Source organism: Salmonella sp. 5800 (assembly GCF_046558195.1).
GTDB lineage: Bacteria > Pseudomonadota > Gammaproteobacteria > Enterobacterales > Enterobacteriaceae > Salmonella > Salmonella enterica.
The window spans coordinates 710,680-727,903 of sequence record NZ_JBGDOX010000001.1 but is presented as its reverse complement, the minus strand read 5'-3'; the positions used below and the strand labels follow the sequence as shown (position 1 = coordinate 727,903).

General features: G+C 53.9%; 22 protein-coding genes. 3 read left to right on the top strand and 19 right to left on the bottom strand.

The features are described 5' to 3' along the window. Nucleotides 1-230: 230 nt before the first annotated feature. Nucleotides 231-458, bottom strand: coding sequence for a YodD family peroxide/acid resistance protein (gene yodD, locus ACLJZ5_RS03700; RefSeq protein WP_000844798.1), 228 nt, complete (start codon nucleotides 456-458; stop codon nucleotides 231-233). A gap of 128 nt (nucleotides 459-586) precedes the next feature. Here yodD and dsrB point away from each other — a divergent pair, with 128 nt between their 5' ends. Continuing rightward, nucleotides 587-781, top strand: coding sequence for a protein DsrB (dsrB, locus tag ACLJZ5_RS03695; protein ID WP_000867218.1), 195 nt, complete (start codon nucleotides 587-589; stop codon nucleotides 779-781). Between the two features lie 38 nt (nucleotides 782-819). On the opposite strand, the gene rcsA is transcribed toward dsrB, so the two are convergent. From rcsA to fliF, 14 genes are all read right to left on the bottom strand, one after another. Then, nucleotides 820-1,443: a transcriptional regulator RcsA gene (gene rcsA, locus ACLJZ5_RS03690; RefSeq protein WP_024797736.1), complete on the bottom strand. Its 624-nt coding sequence runs from the start codon at nucleotides 1,441-1,443 to the stop codon at nucleotides 820-822. Nucleotides 1,444-1,724: 281 nt separating this feature from the next. Then, nucleotides 1,725-2,519, bottom strand: coding sequence for a flagellar biosynthetic protein FliR (gene fliR, locus ACLJZ5_RS03685; protein WP_000616953.1), 795 nt, complete (start codon nucleotides 2,517-2,519; stop codon nucleotides 1,725-1,727). A gap of 8 nt (nucleotides 2,520-2,527) precedes the next feature. Further along, entirely contained in the window at nucleotides 2,528-2,797 is a 270-nt protein-coding gene (gene fliQ, locus ACLJZ5_RS03680) for a flagellar biosynthesis protein FliQ (protein WP_000187355.1), read from the bottom strand. 9 nt (nucleotides 2,798-2,806) lie between these two features. Beyond that, complete coding sequence (gene fliP, locus ACLJZ5_RS03675; RefSeq protein WP_001253411.1) at nucleotides 2,807-3,544, bottom strand: flagellar type III secretion system pore protein FliP; 738 nt, start codon at nucleotides 3,542-3,544, stop codon at nucleotides 2,807-2,809. Continuing rightward, entirely contained in the window at nucleotides 3,544-3,921 is a 378-nt protein-coding gene (fliO, locus tag ACLJZ5_RS03670; RefSeq protein WP_001648874.1) for a flagellar biosynthetic protein FliO, read from the bottom strand. Before fliO ends, fliP begins: the two co-directional genes overlap by 1 nt. Beyond that, a complete protein-coding gene (gene fliN, locus ACLJZ5_RS03665) occupies nucleotides 3,921-4,334 on the bottom strand; it encodes a flagellar motor switch protein FliN (protein WP_001282111.1) in 414 nt (137 codons plus the stop codon). The genes fliO and fliN overlap by 1 nt, the downstream gene beginning before the upstream one ends. After that, nucleotides 4,331-5,335: a flagellar motor switch protein FliM gene (fliM, locus tag ACLJZ5_RS03660; protein WP_000502811.1), complete on the bottom strand. Its 1,005-nt coding sequence runs from the start codon at nucleotides 5,333-5,335 to the stop codon at nucleotides 4,331-4,333. Before fliM ends, fliN begins: the two co-directional genes overlap by 4 nt. Nucleotides 5,336-5,339: 4 nt before the next feature. Further along, a complete protein-coding gene (gene fliL, locus ACLJZ5_RS03655) occupies nucleotides 5,340-5,807 on the bottom strand; it encodes a flagellar basal body-associated protein FliL (RefSeq protein WP_000132169.1) in 468 nt (155 codons plus the stop codon). A gap of 104 nt (nucleotides 5,808-5,911) precedes the next feature. Next, nucleotides 5,912-7,135, bottom strand: coding sequence for a flagellar hook length control protein FliK (fliK, locus tag ACLJZ5_RS03650; protein ID WP_024797737.1), 1,224 nt, complete (start codon nucleotides 7,133-7,135; stop codon nucleotides 5,912-5,914). Next, entirely contained in the window at nucleotides 7,132-7,575 is a 444-nt protein-coding gene (fliJ, locus tag ACLJZ5_RS03645; RefSeq protein WP_000046981.1) for a flagellar export protein FliJ, read from the bottom strand. Before fliJ ends, fliK begins: the two co-directional genes overlap by 4 nt. A 21-nt stretch (nucleotides 7,576-7,596) precedes the next feature. After that, nucleotides 7,597-8,967: a flagellar protein export ATPase FliI gene (fliI, locus tag ACLJZ5_RS03640; RefSeq protein WP_000213257.1), complete on the bottom strand. Its 1,371-nt coding sequence runs from the start codon at nucleotides 8,965-8,967 to the stop codon at nucleotides 7,597-7,599. Beyond that, nucleotides 8,967-9,674, bottom strand: a complete 708-nt coding sequence (gene fliH, locus ACLJZ5_RS03635; RefSeq protein ID WP_000064158.1) for a flagellar assembly protein FliH — start codon at nucleotides 9,672-9,674, stop codon at nucleotides 8,967-8,969. The genes fliI and fliH overlap by 1 nt, the downstream gene beginning before the upstream one ends. Next, on the bottom strand, nucleotides 9,667-10,662 hold the full coding sequence (gene fliG, locus ACLJZ5_RS03630; RefSeq protein WP_000067735.1) for a flagellar motor switch protein FliG: 996 nt from the start codon (nucleotides 10,660-10,662) through the stop codon (nucleotides 9,667-9,669). Before fliG ends, fliH begins: the two co-directional genes overlap by 8 nt. Beyond that, nucleotides 10,655-12,337 (bottom strand): flagellar basal-body MS-ring/collar protein FliF, encoded by a 1,683-nt coding sequence (gene fliF, locus ACLJZ5_RS03625; RefSeq protein WP_001276832.1) that lies wholly within the window; start codon nucleotides 12,335-12,337, stop codon nucleotides 10,655-10,657. The genes fliG and fliF overlap by 8 nt, the downstream gene beginning before the upstream one ends. Before the next feature lie 216 nt (nucleotides 12,338-12,553). Between fliF and fliE the strand changes: the two genes are divergently transcribed. Beyond that, nucleotides 12,554-12,868: a flagellar hook-basal body complex protein FliE gene (gene fliE / locus ACLJZ5_RS03620; protein ID WP_000719037.1), complete on the top strand. Its 315-nt coding sequence runs from the start codon at nucleotides 12,554-12,556 to the stop codon at nucleotides 12,866-12,868. A 119-nt stretch (nucleotides 12,869-12,987) separates the two neighbouring features. Here the strand turns inward: fliE and ACLJZ5_RS03615 are convergent, their stop codons facing one another. The 3 genes from ACLJZ5_RS03615 to yedE form a co-directional block, all read right to left on the bottom strand. Beyond that, the gene (locus ACLJZ5_RS03615; protein ID WP_000639595.1) at nucleotides 12,988-13,374 is read right to left on the bottom strand and encodes a hypothetical protein; all 387 of its coding nucleotides are present in this window, start codon (nucleotides 13,372-13,374) and stop codon (nucleotides 12,988-12,990) included. A 265-nt stretch (nucleotides 13,375-13,639) separates the two neighbouring features. Further along, nucleotides 13,640-13,873, bottom strand: coding sequence for a sulfurtransferase-like selenium metabolism protein YedF (yedF, locus tag ACLJZ5_RS03610; protein WP_000790504.1), 234 nt, complete (start codon nucleotides 13,871-13,873; stop codon nucleotides 13,640-13,642). After that, nucleotides 13,870-15,075 carry a selenium metabolism membrane protein YedE/FdhT gene (yedE, locus tag ACLJZ5_RS03605; RefSeq protein WP_001531105.1) on the bottom strand — a complete coding sequence of 402 codons (1,206 nt, stop codon included), beginning with the start codon at nucleotides 15,073-15,075 and terminating at the stop codon, nucleotides 13,870-13,872. The genes yedF and yedE overlap by 4 nt, the downstream gene beginning before the upstream one ends. Nucleotides 15,076-15,260: 185 nt before the next feature. Here yedE and yedD point away from each other — a divergent pair, with 185 nt between their 5' ends. After that, complete coding sequence (yedD, locus tag ACLJZ5_RS03600; protein ID WP_000754694.1) at nucleotides 15,261-15,674, top strand: lipoprotein YedD; 414 nt, start codon at nucleotides 15,261-15,263, stop codon at nucleotides 15,672-15,674. Between the two features lie 39 nt (nucleotides 15,675-15,713). On the opposite strand, the gene amyA is transcribed toward yedD, so the two are convergent. Continuing rightward, nucleotides 15,714-17,198, bottom strand: coding sequence for an alpha-amylase (amyA, locus tag ACLJZ5_RS03595; protein ID WP_024798553.1), 1,485 nt, complete (start codon nucleotides 17,196-17,198; stop codon nucleotides 15,714-15,716). Between the last annotated feature and the right edge of the window lie 26 nt (nucleotides 17,199-17,224).

Genomic DNA, 17,224 nt, shown 5'->3' with positions numbered 1-17,224 from the left:
AACTGGAACCGATCCCGTCGCTTCCAGGCAGCACATGCGTTGTCACACTTTTGCTACCGAACTATTAGCGCGCTTAATCATTCATGTAAAAAATATTTACTTGTCATGCAAAAAAATTGCAGATAAGGTAAATCTCACATCAGATTTCCTGGTGTAACGAATTTTCAAGTGCTTCTTGCATAAGCAAGTTTGATCCCGACCCGTAGGGCCGGGATTTTTTTCGGCCATTTTTAACGGTTTACTTCTGTTACACTAAAATCATGAATATCCAGCTCGAATGCTTCAGCTAATTCATGCCATGTATGATATTCCCGTCCGTCTACGCTCACCCGCTCAGGATCTTCCTGGCTACGGTGAACCTCGCTTTCGCTGATTTCATTGATGGCCGCCAGTAGCGCATCTACATCGACGCTCACTTCGCGCTTGGCCGTATCACTGTACTCTTTTGCCGTTTTCATCTTCACTACCTCACGGGTTCCTGACAGCCTAAGTATAGACCGTTGAGAAAACCAGCAAACACGCCGGCAAGGCGCTGTCAGACGCAGAAAATTGTTCTACACTGGCACAAAGCGACAGGAGGAAAATGATGAAGGTGAATGATCGGGTAACCGTTAAAACGGACGGCGGTCCCCGCCGACCGGGCGTGGTACTGGCAGTGGAAGAATTTAGTGAAGGCACAATGTACCTGGTTTCGCTGGAGGATTACCCGCTCGGCATCTGGTTCTTCAATGAGTCAGGTCACCAGGATGGTATTTTTGTCGAGAAGGCGGAGCAGGACTAATTGAGCCGGACTGGAGGTACATTGCCAGTCCGGATGTCTCAGCGCATGTTAACAAAAATGCCGTTAGTGACGTTATCTGTCAGCCGTACTACGTGATAGATCACTTGTTTATTATGCGTTTTTATCTTTCTTTTTATATTCCCCTTATGGGAGGATACTGTTTTTGCTTTAATATTCATTCTGTCAGAAATCTGAATGGTTCCCTGACCTTCCATCCACATTCGCAACATGCTGGATTCAGTTCGACTTAACGACAATGTTGGTAAATTTATGGTTCCTGAAATACCCGACTCTTTTTTCAGAATATCGCCAAGAATGATATCCAGCGAGTCAGGTTTAATCGATTTTGAGCTAATCAATAAGTTTTTTCTTACTAATAAATATTCATCAAAATGCACATTAGCAATTGCCATAAAAACAATAAATAAAGTGTCAGGATGTTGATTAATGATTTGCTTTATTTGTTGACTGTCTGAAGGCGTATGAATGAAACAGTCCTCATTAATAAACACCACCGAAGGCTGATGCGCGCCACAAGCGATAGCGAGTTCGTCAACGGTTTCGATGTCGTTGATTTCCCTTTTTTTCACCCCTCTGCTGACCAGATACCCGCTTAACCCTAGCCGGGTGTAACTGCATAAATCCATAATAATCGTTGACATGGCATACCCTCACTCAATGCGTAACGATAATTCCCCTTACCTGAATAACTCACCATAATCAGACGGAACACGAATAGTCACCTTAGACAACGCTTACGCGGTTTTTCAGGCGAACTTACTATCCCGTAAAGTTACATATAATTTGCCAGGAATCATCTTAAAGTAAAGTGAATGTTGCGTTATGTGAGTGAAGTAAAAACAAATAAGGGGCAGCGGATATATCCTGGTGAATGTTTTTTAAAATTTATTTTCGGATAAACCTTAGTAAAACAGGATAAAAATTATGGGTTATTATTTATCGGCATCTCGCTAACAATATCAGCAAGCAAATTGAAAATTTCGCTGAATAAATGTTCGCAAAACGGCGCAATTAATGGCATTAGCGCGGCCATCAGCATAATGCCGACGGTGAGGGTAAGCGGGAAACCGATAACAAATATCGAGAGCTGCGGCGCCATGCGGTTTAATAGCCCCAGCGCCAGGTTGAGCGTAAGCAGGAGGGTAATGACCGGCAATGCCAGCATCAGTCCGTTTAAGAAAATGAGCCCTCCGGCCCTGGCGAGCGCCATAAATGCATTACTGTTCACCGGGTTACTCCCGATGGGCAGAGTGTGGAAGGTATCGACCAGCAGCGAAATAAGCCACAAATGGCCATTAAAGGTGAGAAACAGTAGCATGGCGAGCATATCCATAATACGCGCCAGAACCGGCATATTCAGGTGGCTGCCCGGGTCGACGAAGGTGGCAAAGGAAAGCCCCATTTGCAGACCGATAAACTCACCTGCGGTACGCACCGCCGCAAAGGCGAATTGCATGGTAAATCCCAGCGCAATACCGATCAGAATTTGTTGCATCGCCAGCCATAAGGCGGCAATAGAAAAAAGCGGCGTATCGTTTGCCGGTAGCGACGGCGCGATAACAAGGGTAATCATTATTCCCAACCCCAGTTTTACCCGCTTGGGAATAGCGCGCTCGCTGAGAATGGGCGCCGTTGAAATCAGCGCCAGTACGCGCAGCAAAGGCCAGAAATAGAGATGCAGCCAGTATAGCCATTGCTCGCTTGTAACCTGGATCATCGTTCTGTTTATCCGATGATATAAGGTAAATTGCTGAACAGAGTGCGCACGTAATCCAGCAGCAGGTTGAGCATCCACGGGCCGGCAACGATAATTGCGATGAATACCGCGACGATTTTAGGGATAAACGACAGCGTCATTTCATTAATCTGAGTCGCGGCCTGCAAGATGCTGATAATGAGGCCGGTAATCAGCGCGACGAGTAACAGCGGCGCAGCCAGGGCGAGAGCGACTTTCATCGCCTCGGTGCCCATCATCATGACGGATTCAGGAGTCATTTTGCGCCTCTAACTGTAAAAGCTTTGGGCCAGCGACCCCACAAGCAATTGCCAACCATCGACCAGCACAAACAGCATCAGCTTAAACGGTAGGGCGATTGTCGCTGGCGGCACCATCATCATCCCCAACGCCATCAATACGCTGGCGATCACCAGGTCGATAATCAAAAAAGGGATAAAAATCGTAAAACCGATCTGAAACGCCGTCTTTAATTCGCTGGTGACATAAGCGGGCAGGAGGATACGCATCGGTACTGCTTCCGGTCCCTGTAACGGACCGCTATTGGCCAGACGGGCAAACAGCGCCAGATCGGCTTCGCGGGTTTGGCGCAGCATGAACGCGCGTAACGGTTGCGCGCCTTTGTCCAGCGCTTCCTGCATAGAAATTTTCTGCTCGCTAAACGGCTGGTAAGCGTCCACGTAAATCTTGTCAATGACGGGCGACATAATAAAAAAGGTCAAAAACAACGCCAGTCCGAGTAACACCTGATTTGGCGGTGCCGAGGGCGTGCCCAGCGCGTTACGCAACAGGCCAAAAACAATGATGATACGCGTGAAGCTCGTCATCATCAGTAAAATCGCTGGCAGAAACGTCAGCGAGGTGATGAAAACCAGCGTCTGGACGGATAATGACCAGCTTTGGCCTCCGCCCGCTAATGGTTGGCTGATAAGCCCCGGCAGTTGCGCAGCGGCGGCGGGACTAAAAAGCCACAGACCCGCCAGAGAAAGGAATAACAAACGGCGCATCAGGATCTCCCGGAACGCTTGAGTAAGTTCTTCATCATGTTCTGGAAATCCGCCGGTGGGGCAACGGGTGCTTCCGTGTCATTCTCTGCGGGCGGCAGGGTGTGCAGCAGGTTGATCTGCGAGGCGGTCACGCCCAGTACCAGACGAGCATTTTCGACCTCGACAATCACCACGCGTTCGCGCGGGCCAAGCGAGGCGCTGGCTGACACCTTGAGTCCCCGGACGCTATTTCCTTTGGGCGCGAATCCCATACGCTTAATCACCCAGGCCGCCGCCAGAATAAGCGCAATAATGCCAATTAATGCGCCGCTCACCTGCATGAGCGGCGATCCGGCTGGCGCGGTGGGCTGAGAAACCGTGGCTTCTGTCTTCATCATTAACGACTCAAACGACGCATACGCTCGGATGGCGTAATAATATCGGTGATACGTACGCCGTATTTATCCGCCACGACGACCACTTCACCCTGGGCAATCAGGTAGCCATTAATCAGGATATCCAGCGGCTCGCCCGCCAGCCCGTCCAGCGCGACGACCGACCCCTGCGTCAGTCGCAGCAGTTCTTTAATGGTCATTCGCGTGCGGCCCAGCTCTACGGTCAGTTTGACCGGGATATCCATAATCAGATCGATATCCTGCATAGCACCGCTGACATCGCCGCCGCCAAGCTGTTGGAAAACCGCGTCGGCGGCGCTTTTATTGGTGGTCGCTTTTTGCTCGTTTAACGCGTCAGCCCACAGATCATCCAATGCGCCAGTATTCTCATCGGACGGATTATTCATGTCACTCATTTGGGCTGTTCCTCATTCAGCGAATTCAAAATTGGGTTGATCAAATGTTCTACGCGTAGCGCATACTGTCCGTTTACGGTGCCATATTGGCTGGTGAGTACCGGAACGCCGTCCACATGAGCAATAATGCGGTCGGGTTTTTCAATCGGCAGTACATCGCCGGGTTTCAGCTTCAAAATCTGGGAAAGACGTAACGGAATATCGGCAAAATTGGCTACCAGCTCCAGTTCAGAGTGCTGAACCTGGCGTACCAGGTTATCACGCCAGTTCTGATCTTCATGGCGCGAGTTTTCCAGCGGCGGATTCACCAACAGCTCACGCAGCGGCTCGATCATGCTAAATGGCAGACAGATGTTAAATTCACCGGTCAGATTGCCGATCTCCACATGAAACGGCGTATTGACGACGATATCGTTCGGCGAGGTGGTGATATTGGTAAATTTCACCTGCATTTCGGAACGCACATACTCCACTTCCAGCGGATTAATGGCTTTCCATGCGTCGCTATAGCCTTCCAGCGCCAGTTTCAACATACGGTTGATGACCCGCTGTTCCGTATGGGTAAACTCGCGGCCCTCGACTTTGGTCGGAAAACGGCCGTCGCCGCCGAACAGGTTATCGACGGCAATAAACACCAGACTCGGCGAGAACACCACCAGCCCGGTGCCGCGTAGCGGCTTCAGGTGGATCAGGTTCAGGTTGGTCGGTACCGGCAGGTTACGCGCAAATTCGTGATACGGCTGAATACGTATGGCGCCCACGGTAATATCCGGGCTGCGGCGCAGCAGGTTAAATAATCCCATCCGGAACTGGCGTGCGAAACGCTCGTTAATAATCTCCAGCGCCTGCAAGCGTTCACGCACGACGCGACGCTGGGTATTGGGATCGTAAGGGCGAATATCGCTATCGCTTGCGATACCGGGAGTGGGTTCGTCTTTGGTGTCGCTGTCGCCGTTCAACAGCGCATCGATTTCAGCCTGAGAAAGAATACTATCGCCCATATCGTTACCGCAGAATAAAAGCTGTATAAAGCACGTCAGTGACGACCTGTTTTGGTTGTCCGGCAACGAGCGGCGCGGCCAGCGTCTCTTTAATGGCGGCAATCAGTTTTTGTTTGCCAGCTTCTGTTGAGAGCTCGGCGGCATTCTGACGGGAAAACAACAACAGCAGACGGCTGCGCACTTCCGGCAGATATTCATTTAATCGCGCGCGCGTCGCTTCGTCTTTCAGACGCAGGGTCACGCCGATATACAACACGCGATCCGCATCGCCCAGATTGACGGTAAACGTATCCAGCGCAAAAAATACCGGCGCGGGCGGCGGAGCCGGTTCCGCTTTAGCGTTCGTGGTCGGTTGCTGCTGCATACGCCAGTAGCTATAACCGGCGGTCGCGCAGGCGGCGAGGGTAATCAACACCAGCAAAGGTATCCAAATCGAGCGTTTGCTCTTTTTGTTAATCGCGGAGTCAGTCATCTGATACGGGCTTCCTGTTTCGGTACTGCTTATTGGCTGATTATCCCGTGTCCTGTCCACGACAAAGCGTGGAAAAGACGCGGATAATCATGCTACCTCTGGCGTTAGGCGAAGATATCCACTGCGCCATTGCCGCGCGCGGCGGCCTGAAGCGAGGCCGGCGCCGCTAACGCTATGTCATCTTCAGCGCCAAACGCGTCCGGGTGTTGGGCGCGGGCAGACTGTTGTTGCGATGAAGACTGCTGCTGTCCGGCAAAGCTTTCGCTACTGATACTGCTTTGTCCCAACTGAATGCCGCTTTCCGCCAACTGAGTGCGCAACATGGGCAGGGCGGCTTCCAGCGCGGCGCGGACATGGCTGTGCGGCGATACCATCTGGAGCTGCGCCTGATTGTCATCCAGCTTGAGCGAAATATGCACCTGACCTAACTCTTCCGGATGCAATCGAAGCTGCGCGCTTTGCTGTCCCTGACGCGTAAATAACATGACCTGCTGACTGAACGTTTGCTGCCATTCATGGCTGCCTAACGGCGCGCTGAGTACCGGGGCTGAGGCGACAGGTAGCGGTTGCGGTTGCGCCGTGGCGCTGCTGAGCGTCGGCATTGCCGCGCCATGCGTTACTGGCGCGGGCGGGCTATCCACCTCCACTTTCGCGCTGGTCGCGGCGGCAGCAACCACCAGCGGCGTCAGTGATGGCCCCGTGGCGCGATCGTCGCTGGCGCGCGCAAGCGACGCCTCGGTTTTCCCTTTTTCATGCTCGCTAAAAGAGAGCGTATGTGTCTCTTCCTGCGGCGCCGATGGCATGTCGCCGCGCAACAGTGACGGCAAGGCGATGTGATTTTCAGCCGGCGTCTCTCCGGCGACAGGCGTCGCGACAGGTTGTCCGGGCAGCATGGCGAATAAAGCGCTCAGACTGGCAAGATCCTCATCGCTCAGCGCGGGCGTTTTCTCGTCATGCTGCGCCGTCTTACTCAGTGCGGCCAGAGCGCTGGTTTTCAACGATGGCGTTAGCGTAGACAGTAGATGCTGCGCTTGTGTCAGATCGGTAAGCGTTTCATCCGTCGCATTCGCTTTTTGCGCCAGCAGGTTGGCAAGCTTCACCGCCTGGCCCGGCTCGCCATGTTGGGTCAGTAACTCTTTCGATAATTTGCCGCCTGCCGCCTGTAAATCGGCCAGCGTGATGCGGGCGTCTTTGCCCTGTGCGCCGTCTGCGCCTAACGCGCCCGCCAGGAGCGCCAGAAAGTCCTCGGCTGAACCGGTGGTTTTTCCTGACGTCAGACCCGCGGTCATGTCGGTATCGGTGGTGATCAGTTGGGGCAGGGTGATCATTCGGGTTTCCTCATTGCTGCACGCTGAGCAAATTCATCCATCTTTTTCTGATCCATGCGGTTTTCAGCTAACAGCGCTGCCGCGGTTTGTCGGTCCTGTAAGGTTTGCCAGGCCTGAAGTCGCTGCTTTTTCTCACGCCAGCTCTTCAGCGCCAGGTCGACTTTTTGCGTCCACTGCGTAAGCTGGAGGCGATGCTGCTCTATCGCCTTTTCCAGTGTCTGAATAAACTGCTGATAGTTGATCCAGCGATTACTGGCGATGCCGTTGCCCATATCGGTGTTCAAATTACTGCGATACTCATTCTGATAATCGATCAGCATTTTGAGCTGTTCTTCCGCCTGTTGGCAGCCGCGACGCATTTCGCCCAGTAAACGCGCCGCATCATCTACCTCTTTTTCGGCCAGATCTTTGAGTGTTTCCAGAGCGCCATGTTGTGCCATGATCGTCGCCCTCCTGCTTTATCACACCGTCGGGAAAATTAAATCGAGCGCCTGCAGAGAGTCCTCCCAGTCGGCCCGTTCAAAAATGCCTTGCTGTAAAAACGCTTCCAGTTGCGGCCATAAGGTAATGGCTTTATCGAGCATCGGATCGCTGCCTTTGGCATAGGCACCGACGCTGACCAGATCGCGGTTACGCTGGAAACTGGAAAGCAACTGTTTAAATAGCCGTACCCGCGCATAGTGCTGCTCGGTAATGAGCGCGGTCATTGCCCGGCTGATTGACGCCTCGATATCAATGGCCGGATAGTGCCCGGCCTCCGCCAGACGGCGGGACAAGACAATGTGCCCGTCGAGGATTGCGCGTGCCGAGTCGGCAATGGGATCTTGTTGGTCGTCCCCCTCGGTCAACACGGTATAAAACGCGGTGATAGAGCCGCCGCCGTGGATGCCATTACCGGCACGTTCGACCAGCGCCGGCAGCTTTGCGAACACCGAGGGCGGATAACCTTTGGTGGCTGGCGGTTCGCCGATTGCCAGCGCAATTTCACGCTGTGCCATCGCATAGCGCGTCAGCGAATCCATAATCAGCAACACATGCTGTCCGCGATCGCGAAAGTCTTCGGCGATGCGGGTGGCATAGGCGGCGCCCTGCATTCGCAGCAGCGGCGAAACATCCGCCGGGGCGGCAATCACCACCGAACGCGCGCGACCGTCGGGGCCGAGAATATTTTCGATAAAATCTTTAACTTCGCGGCCACGTTCGCCGATAAGTCCCACGACAATCACGTCCGCCCGCGTGTAGCGCGCCATCATGCCAAGCAGAACCGACTTACCGACGCCGGAACCAGCAAAGAGTCCCATACGCTGACCGCGCCCTACGGTTAACAACGCGTTGATAGCGCGTACGCCGGTATCCAACACATGTTCGATTGGCGTTCGCTGTAGCGGGTTAAACGGCGGCGTGATTAACGCGCCAGTTTCCAGCGTATCCGGCGCAGGCAGTCCGTCGAGCGGTTTACCGCCGCCATCCAGCACCCGACCAAGCAAGGCCGGGCCGAGCGGTAGCTGTTTGCCGCTTTGCAGACCGTCGCCATGCCCGTTACGGGCGTAAACGCGGGCACCGGGCAGAATGCCTTCGACCTCTTCCAGCGGCATTAAAAACAGACGCTGGCCGTTAAAACCGACGACTTCCGATTCCACCTCTTTGGTTTCAGGGCCGTCCTGGCGCTCAATAATGCAGGTGGCGCCCAGCGGAAGCTGGAGACCGGTGGCCTCCAGTACCAGGCCAGTGGCGCGGGTTAAACGTCCATAACGACGCACCGCCGGCAATAACGCCATTTTTGCTTCAAAGTTGTCGAGCGCGGTAAGCCAGCGGGTCAGACGCGTGGTCATCAGAGCACTCCCGGCGCCGCCAGGCGACACAACTCTTGCCAGCGAGTAGCGACGCTGGCGTCCAGATCGCCCTCATCGGCAGAGACTTTACACCCGCCGTGATGCAACGTTGGGTCCCCGCGCAACCGCCATCCGTGAAGACTGAGCGTGGCGCCCAGCATCTCTTCCACCCGCTGTAAGTCGTCCGGATGCACGCGCAATTGCGGCTTGCCGCTAAAGAGCGGCTCTTGCTGCAACAGTTGTTGGATCTGTTTAATCAGCGCCGAGTTGTCCACCGCCGGCGTTTGGCCGATGACCTGACGTGCGGCCTCCAGGGCCATTTGCATCAGCCGTGAGGCGATAACGCTATCGAGCGCGTCAAGCGTGTTCTGAAACTCGCTCACTAACTGCTGCATACGGGCATGAATCGGCGCCTGCTGCGTCTGCGCCTGGGCTTGTCCTTGCTCCAGCCCCTGCGCTAACCCTTCCTGATATCCCTGCGCGTGTCCTTTTTGCCGTCCCTCCGCCAGCCCGGCGTTATAACCTTGTTCATGGGCCTGTATTTTTAGCTGCGCCAGCTCCTGCTCCAGCTGCTGTTCTGCAGTGAGTTCGGGCTCCGGCGTATCGTCTGTCAAGGTCACGTTATCAGCCTCAACTGGCACAAACGTCTCCGGCGGCGGGGCGAGATCGTCGGGGGTCCAGACTTGCCACGGCAATTCATTAGACATAGGTATCCTCGCCGCTGCCAATCACCATTTCGCCGGTTTCCGCCAGACGACGCACAATAAGCAGAATTGCTTTCTGCTCGTTTTCCACCTGAGACAGACGAACCGGGCCACGGTTGGCAAGGTCGTCGCGCAGGATATCGGCGGCGCGCTGGGACATATTGCGCAGGAACTTCTCGCGTAATGGCGGTTCGGCGCCTTTCAGAGCGATCAGCAGCGATTCGGAATCCACTTCCTGCAACAGACGCTGGATACTGCGATCGTCCACATCCACCAGATTTTCGAACAGGAACATCTCGTCGATGATTTTCTGCGCCAGTTCGCCGTCGAATTCGCGCACAGCGGTAATAACCGCTTCTTCCTGCTGCGTTTTCATCAGGTTGATAATTTCCGCCGCGGTTCTTACGCCGCCCATTTTGCTGCGTTTCAGGTTCTGACCGTCGAGCAGGCCATTCAGCACTTCGGTCAACTCCGCCAGCGCCGCCGGCTGTACGCCGCCAAATGTCGCGATACGCAGCATCACATCATGACGCAGACGTTCGTCAAACAGCGCCAGAATATCGGCGGCCTGACTGCGTTTGAGGTGGACCAGAATGGTGGCGATAATCTGCGGGTGTTCATCGCGAATCAGGTCGGCGGCGCTCTGCGGTTCCATAAAGTTGAGCGTTTCGATACCGCTGGTGGTATCGCGCGTTTCCAGAATATCTTCCAGCAGGCTGGAGGCGCGTTCTTCGCCCAGCGCTTTAACCAGTACGGAGCGCAGGTATTCGTTGGCGTTAATATTCAGCGCGGCGAACTGCTCCGCTTCTTGCTCAAACTCTGATAGTACGTCCGTCAGTTGTTTGTTGGAGATCTGACGCACGTTAGCCATCGCTGTACTTAGCGCCTGCACTTCGCGGGTGGAGAGGTGCTTAAACACCTCTGCCGCCCGGTCTTCGCCAATGGTCATCAACAAAATGACGCTTTTATCGGTACCGCTAAGATTACTCATGATCGTTACTCATCCACTGGCGAATGACCAGCGCCACCACGCGCGGATCGTTGTCTGACATTTCGCGAATACGCTGGCTCATCACCTCAGCGCCCAGACGCTGGTTAGCCCGGCGTTGCTGGAGCTGCTCGTCTTTGCTAAGGCGTACTTCCACGGCTTCTTCGGTTTCCTGGCGAACCTGCGCCTGTTCCTGCGCCGCTTTCGCTTCTTCAACACGGCGCGTCAACTGCGGACGTACCGCTTTGCGCCACAGAATCCAGGCCACCACCAGCACCAGTAACCAGCGACCTGCCGCGAGCAACTGATCGATAAAGGACTGCTGTTGCCAGAAGGGCAGTTCGCCGCCGGTGTTATCCACTGCGCTAAACGGTGAATTCACCACGTTTAGCGTATCGCCGCGTTTATCAGAAAAACCCATCGCTTCACGGGTTAAATCCTCGATCTGTTTCATCTGATCGGCGGTCAATGGCAGCGGTTTGCCATCTGCCAGCGTTTTGTAATTCACCACGACGGCCACGGAGAGACGCTCAATATCGCCCACATTCATTTTGGTGTGACGAATGGTGCGGTCCACTTCGTAGTTACTGGTTTCATTACGCTGTGTATTGCGCGGGCCAGCACTGTTACTGTTGGTACTGGTGCTGGTTTGTGGCGTATTCTGCGCGTTTTGTTGATTGGTCGGCGGCGTGGCGATCGGCGCCTCGTTAGGCGGCGCTGGTTGGTTCGACAGCGCGCCAGGCACGCCGCCGGGATAGCCCGCGCCTACCTGTTCGCTAATATTCAACTGACGTGAACGCAGGGTGGCCTTCGACGCATCGCCGTTCGGGCTGTAGTGCTCTTCCGTCTGTTCTTTATTGGCAAAATCCAACTGGGCGGTTACCTGAGCGTGAACATTACCGTTCCCGACGATAGGCGACAGAATGGCTTCGATACGGCGTTGGATGCGGCTTTCCACATCATTAGCAAATTTTAATTGCGCGTCATTAAGGTCGCGACCGCTGGTATTGGATTGCGTGAGCAGATGACCGGATTGATCGACCAGAGTGACGTTTCCTGGCGGCAAACCGGCGACAGCGCTGGAAACCAGATGTACCACGGCGCTAATTTGTCCTTCATCCAGCGCCCGTCCCGGTTCCAGTGTGACGGTGACGGAGGCGGAAGGGGATTTTTGTTCCCGCACAAATAGTGACGGCTTTGGCATCGCCAGGTGAACACGGGCGCTTTTTACCGGACCCAGCGTCTCGATCGTCCGGGCCAGTTCACCTTCCAGCGCGCGCTGGTAATTCACCTGCTCGCTGAACTGACTGATACCGAATTTTTCCTGATCAAGCAGTTCAAAGCCTACCGCGCCGCCTTTAGGCAGCCCCTGCTGCGCCAGACGCAGACGCAGTTCATGCACTTTGTCGGCGGGCACTTCAATCGCGCCGCTGCCATTGGCAAAGCGATAGGGGATATTCATCTGGGTCAACTGCGCGACGATCGCGCCGCCGTCCTGATCGGAAAGGTTGCTAAATAGCGTGCGGTAATCGGGCGTTTTGGCCCACAGCACCATCGCAACGACGATCGCCACGGCAGCGGAACCCGCTACAATTAACGGAATTCGGGGATTCGCGCGTAGGCGATTAAGCCACTCGAGAGGTTTAGGTTGGGTTGCAGTCGATGCAGTCGCACTCATCTCGCACCTCGTGACTGATCGTGGACGGCGTTTTTTGCAAAGTGGAACAAGACTCACTCCCGGGTCAGCAAACTCGAAAAATTGACGGTCTCATTATTTGTGGTTTCGAATTTTTCTATGCGCTAAAAACCGAGGTTTTTTATCGTTATTTAACGCCTTTATCTTATTGACAAACTGGTAATCTCTGCTGCGTAAAAAATCATCCAGGGGAATAGCATGGCAGCAATACAGGGGATTGAAGGGGTTATTAGCCAGTTACAGGCGACGGCGATGGCCGCGCGCGGGCAAGACACGCACTCGCAGTCGACGGTGAGTTTTGCCGGCCAGCTACATGCTGCGCTGGATCGTATTAGCGACAGACAAACGGCGGCGCGCGTTCAGGCAGAAAAATTCACTCTGGGTGAGCCGGGCATTGCGCTTAATGACGTAATGGCCGATATGCAAAAAGCGTCCGTCTCCATGCAAATGGGGATTCAGGTGCGCAACAAGCTGGTCGCCGCGTATCAGGAAGTCATGTCCATGCAGGTTTAAGCCAGAGCTGACAACACATCCGCAGCGAACTCCCGGGCGCTTACCTACGTCAGCGGCGGGGGACGCGACGCCCATGCAACCAGTGCGTGATTATGTGGGCTTGTTTTTGCGAGGCGCGCTCATTTTATTGATAAGCGGGTTGCACATTGTTGCAGGGACTTATTAAAAATAGGGTACGCCTGTTTACTGACGCCATTCATTCCTACTATTCGTTCTGACGCTATTGTCATTGAGTTTGCAATCCAGAATGTTCCTGCAATATATGCGCCGTTGCGATAATACACGGTAAATTCTTTATTAATGCCTGGAATATCTGTTTCATGGAGATCCAGTATATACCCATACGGGGACAGATTATCAGCGAGACAGCGGGCAATGGCGCTCGGATGTGCATTGACCACTGTGACGGGTGAGTAACGGGCAGCGGCAAGACAGACGACTCCAATAATGGAGATGAAAATAAATTTTATCATTTTTTTGGCTTCTGCTGTGCATAAATAAATCATCACCTGATAATGTCAGTGAGTAAAAATATAAATACCTGATAGTCTTTTATGACGTAGAGGGAAAATAATAATTGTTTTATGTTTTGCTTAAAATAACCCTGGGTTTTTCATCGGCTCAGACAAAATTAAAACGGTATACGTTATATAATAGATTTATGCCACGGCGCACAAGACGACCTTGTCTGATTTCTTTTATGCGTTGTAGATTTTTGCCGGTTATGCCGTAAAAAGGTCTCCCGCCGTAACGTACAGCGGGAATATGCGTTTATTTTTGAATCAGATAACGAATTGTCGGGCCATCCTGCTGGATATCCAGCACCGTATAGCCGTGATTGCGCGCATCCAGTGGAATATTATTAATGGACTGCGGACAGTCGCTCACCACCTCCAGGATCTCCCCTTTTTTTAGCTGCGGCATCGCTTCCAGAGTGGCGACCGCCGGGTACGGACAAGGTTCGCCAACCATATCCAGACGGTAATCAGGGACGATATTTTTCATACAGATTCCTTAGCAGGCGTCAGCCCCGCACGGCGGAAAAAACGTTTTTCCCAGCCGATAATTAACATCAGCGCGGCAAATAATAACAGGTAGGTGACCAGCAGACCGCCCAGCGGACCAAAGGTATTCAGCAGGTTAACTTTATCCCAACTGGTCGCCAGCGCGGGCGCGAAATCATCCCAGTAGTAAGCCAGGATGGTCGAACCGATGACATTGCCGAGGCCCACCCACCAGTAATGCACCTGGCCTTCTACGGCGCGGTACATCCAGCCGGTTTCGCAGCCGCCCGCCAGCACGATGCCAAAACCGAACAGCAGTCCGCCAATGACCGCATTCGGGCCAGCCCACATAATTTTAGGTGCAACGCCCAACTGCACGTAGCTGAAAATACCAATGGCGCTGACCGCCATGCCGAAAATAATCGCTTTCGCCATATGGGCGCGTCCGGAGATCCACAGATCGCGAAAGGCCGAGGTAAAGCAGATTTGCGCGCGCTCGATCAGTAGCCCAAACCCGACGCCGAACAGCATCGCCAGCCCCAGTTTCGGCTGATGCATTGCCGTTAATAACGCCCAGCCAATCATGCCGATAAAGACCAGCATACCGAGCCTGAAACGCCGTCTTGCCTGATCCGGTTTCTGCGTCAGTGGTGAAGCCGCGGAGACCTTCTGCATTTTCACCGGTATGCGAAATATCGGCAGCAACGTAAAGCGGGCGCCGAACCAGGAGCCGATAGCGGTCGCCAGCGCAAAGAACCACGCGTGTAGGGAGAACTGCGGGATCCCGGTAAAAAAGGCGGCCAGGTTACACCCCATCGCCAGACGCGCGCCGAAGCCAGCGATCATGCCTCCGACCACCGCCTGTACGATACGGATTCGGCTGCGCGGCATACGCAGTTTTACGTTGTTGGCCCACAGCGCCGCGGCGAAACAGCCGCCGAACATGCCGAGGATCATCATGCCGTCGATACGCGTCAGCGGCGTACCTTCCAGATGAATCAGCTTGTAGTAGCCCCACTGTTCGGCATGAACGCCAAAAAGCTGCAAAATTTGCCCGCCCCAGCGGGTAAATTCGCCCGTCACGGCCCAGAACGTGCCGGTGATGCCAAAATAGTAGGTAGAGAGAATACCGGCTGCGATCACCGCAGGGGCCGGCGCCCAGAATTTAATTAACCAGGTTTGCTTGAAGTGTTGCCATGACATGTGTTTAGCCTCTGAACTCAGAAGGTGTGAAACAAGAAGTGCGCATACTACACCGATCACAGAATTTGCCTACACCTAATAAGCGGTAATACCGACTGGATCAAATTGCGGTCAGCGCCTGGAAAGGCTGGCGGCGTCAGGGCTTTAATGCCACAATTCCTCTTTCTTCTGATGCAGGATGAATGATGAAAAAAGTAGCGATCGTTGGCGCATTGCTGGTTCTGGCCGGATGCGCCGAGGTGGAAAACTATAATGATGTGGTGAAAACGCCCGCGCCGGCCGGTCTGGAAGGGTACTGGCAGTCAAAAGGCCCACAACGTAAGCTGGTGAGCCCTGAAGCTATCGCCAGCCTGGTAGTGACTAAAGAAGGCGATACGCTGGACTGCCGCCAGTGGCAGCGCGTTATTGCTCTGCCGGGCAAGCTGACCATGCTCTCCGATGACTTAACCAATGTTACGGTTAAGCGTGAGCTCTATGAAATTGAGCGCGACGGGAATACTCTGGAATATGATGGCATGACGCTGCAACGGGTCGCTCGTCCGACGCCGGAGTGCGCCGCCGCGTTAGAAAAAACGCCGCTGCCGACGCCGCTGCCGTAATTTCGCTTCCCGGCAGCGCTCTGCCGCCGGGAACGCTCATCACACGTCCTCAATGACCCACACGCTGACGCTGCCTGCGTTGCAGAAGAACGTCGCTTCGCCTTGATCATTAGTTACAACATGCTCACTGCGGTTTCCCAGAAAATCACGCCAGGTCTTGTTAGCGTAATTGTCGCCGAGCAGGAGGGTTTTTTCACCGTCGTCGCCATTGGAAAGTACAACCACACAGCCCGGATTCTCTTCAGTACCGCTGCGACTAAAGGCGATACAGTTAGGATGATCGAAAAAGAGAGTTTGTATACCGTGCGCAAAACGCTGACGAGCAAGGATCAGCCGATCCAGTTGGTTAATCACCGGCATGTCGACCCGACAGGTCTCGCCATTTTCGCCGCTATCCTCATAGCTGGCGCCGTATAAATCGGGATAGAATACCGACGGTACGCCGTTTTCACGCAGCAGGATCAGCGCATAGGCCAATGGTTTGAACCAGGGTTCTACCGGCGCCTCCAGCGCCTGTAGCGGTTGTGTATCGTGGTTAGCGACCAGCGTCACCGCATGAAAAGGGTCGGCTTCTACCAGCGTGCCGGTGAAAATGTGGCGCATGTCATACTCCGCGCCGTGGCGCGAGGCTTCATGAAATTTCATCTGCAACGGCGCGTCGAACAGCATGGTTTTCCCGTCGACCTGATCGATGTACGTTTGCAATTTATCCACTTCATGCGACCAGTATTCTGCGACAATAAACAGCGGTTTTGGTGCAACCGCCTGTACATGCTCAATCCATTCTTTATAAAACCAGGCGGGTATATGTTTTACCGCGTCCAGGCGAAAGCCGTCACAGTGGGTTTGTTCCATGACCCAACGAGCCCAATATTTAATCTCTTCCGTAACCGCGTGATTGCGAAAATCGATATTTTCCCCCATCAGATAGTCAAAATTACCCATCTCATCATCAACCTGATCGTTCCAGCCATCGCCGGTATAGTCATTGACGATCTTAAAAATGCCGTCTTCGTCGGGATTCTCGATGTGATCAATGCCGCTGAAACAGTGATAGTCCCAAATAAAGTTGGAATACTGGCCCGCGCGGGCAGGGAAGGTGTAGCGCGTCCAGCCTTCGCATTCAATGATGTTGTCATCGATTTGCGTGCGGTCATCCTGATTCACGCGCTGAACGCGAATACGTTCTTTTTCGTCTGCCCCCATTTTGTGGTTCACGACGACGTCGAGCAGCACCGCAATACTATTTTTTTTGAGCGCGTCTATCGCCGTCAGTAACTGGCGTTTATCGCCGTACTTTGTCGCGATAGTTCCTTTTTGGTCAAATTCGCCGAGGTCAAACAGGTCGTAGGTATCATAGCCTACGGAAAAGCCGCCGGAGGCGCCTTTACAGGCGGGCGGTAGCCAGACCATATTGATACCGATATCATTCAGCCCATCAGCACGTTCCGCCAGCTCAGACCAGAGTTTACCGCCGTCGGGATAATACCAGTGGAAGTACTGCAATAACGTGGGGTTTTTCATCTTCCGTGCTCCAGAAGTCGTTTAGC

Coding starts and splice junctions, on each gene's coding strand:
- yodD (WP_000844798.1), bottom strand. CDS start 458: ATGAAAACGGCAAAAGAGTACAGTGATACGGCCAAGCGCGAAGTGAGC.
- dsrB (WP_000867218.1), top strand. CDS start 587: ATGAAGGTGAATGATCGGGTAACCGTTAAAACGGACGGCGGTCCCCGC.
- rcsA (WP_024797736.1), bottom strand. CDS start 1,443: ATGTCAACGATTATTATGGATTTATGCAGTTACACCCGGCTAGGGTTA.
- fliR (WP_000616953.1), bottom strand. CDS start 2,519: ATGATCCAGGTTACAAGCGAGCAATGGCTATACTGGCTGCATCTCTAT.
- fliQ (WP_000187355.1), bottom strand. CDS start 2,797: ATGACTCCTGAATCCGTCATGATGATGGGCACCGAGGCGATGAAAGTC.
- fliP (WP_001253411.1), bottom strand. CDS start 3,544: ATGCGCCGTTTGTTATTCCTTTCTCTGGCGGGTCTGTGGCTTTTTAGT.
- fliO (WP_001648874.1), bottom strand. CDS start 3,921: ATGATGAAGACAGAAGCCACGGTTTCTCAGCCCACCGCGCCAGCCGGA.
- fliN (WP_001282111.1), bottom strand. CDS start 4,334: ATGAGTGACATGAATAATCCGTCCGATGAGAATACTGGCGCATTGGAT.
- fliM (WP_000502811.1), bottom strand. CDS start 5,335: ATGGGCGATAGTATTCTTTCTCAGGCTGAAATCGATGCGCTGTTGAAC.
- fliL (WP_000132169.1), bottom strand. CDS start 5,807: ATGACTGACTCCGCGATTAACAAAAAGAGCAAACGCTCGATTTGGATA.
- fliK (WP_024797737.1), bottom strand. CDS start 7,135: ATGATCACCCTGCCCCAACTGATCACCACCGATACCGACATGACCGCG.
- fliJ (WP_000046981.1), bottom strand. CDS start 7,575: ATGGCACAACATGGCGCTCTGGAAACACTCAAAGATCTGGCCGAAAAA.
- fliI (WP_000213257.1), bottom strand. CDS start 8,967: ATGACCACGCGTCTGACCCGCTGGCTTACCGCGCTCGACAACTTTGAA.
- fliH (WP_000064158.1), bottom strand. CDS start 9,674: ATGTCTAATGAATTGCCGTGGCAAGTCTGGACCCCCGACGATCTCGCC.
- fliG (WP_000067735.1), bottom strand. CDS start 10,662: ATGAGTAATCTTAGCGGTACCGATAAAAGCGTCATTTTGTTGATGACC.
- fliF (WP_001276832.1), bottom strand. CDS start 12,337: ATGAGTGCGACTGCATCGACTGCAACCCAACCTAAACCTCTCGAGTGG.
- fliE (WP_000719037.1), top strand. CDS start 12,554: ATGGCAGCAATACAGGGGATTGAAGGGGTTATTAGCCAGTTACAGGCG.
- ACLJZ5_RS03615 (WP_000639595.1), bottom strand. CDS start 13,374: ATGATTTATTTATGCACAGCAGAAGCCAAAAAAATGATAAAATTTATT.
- yedF (WP_000790504.1), bottom strand. CDS start 13,873: ATGAAAAATATCGTCCCTGATTACCGTCTGGATATGGTTGGCGAACCT.
- yedE (WP_001531105.1), bottom strand. CDS start 15,075: ATGTCATGGCAACACTTCAAGCAAACCTGGTTAATTAAATTCTGGGCG.
- yedD (WP_000754694.1), top strand. CDS start 15,261: ATGAAAAAAGTAGCGATCGTTGGCGCATTGCTGGTTCTGGCCGGATGC.
- amyA (WP_024798553.1), bottom strand. CDS start 17,198: ATGAAAAACCCCACGTTATTGCAGTACTTCCACTGGTATTATCCCGAC.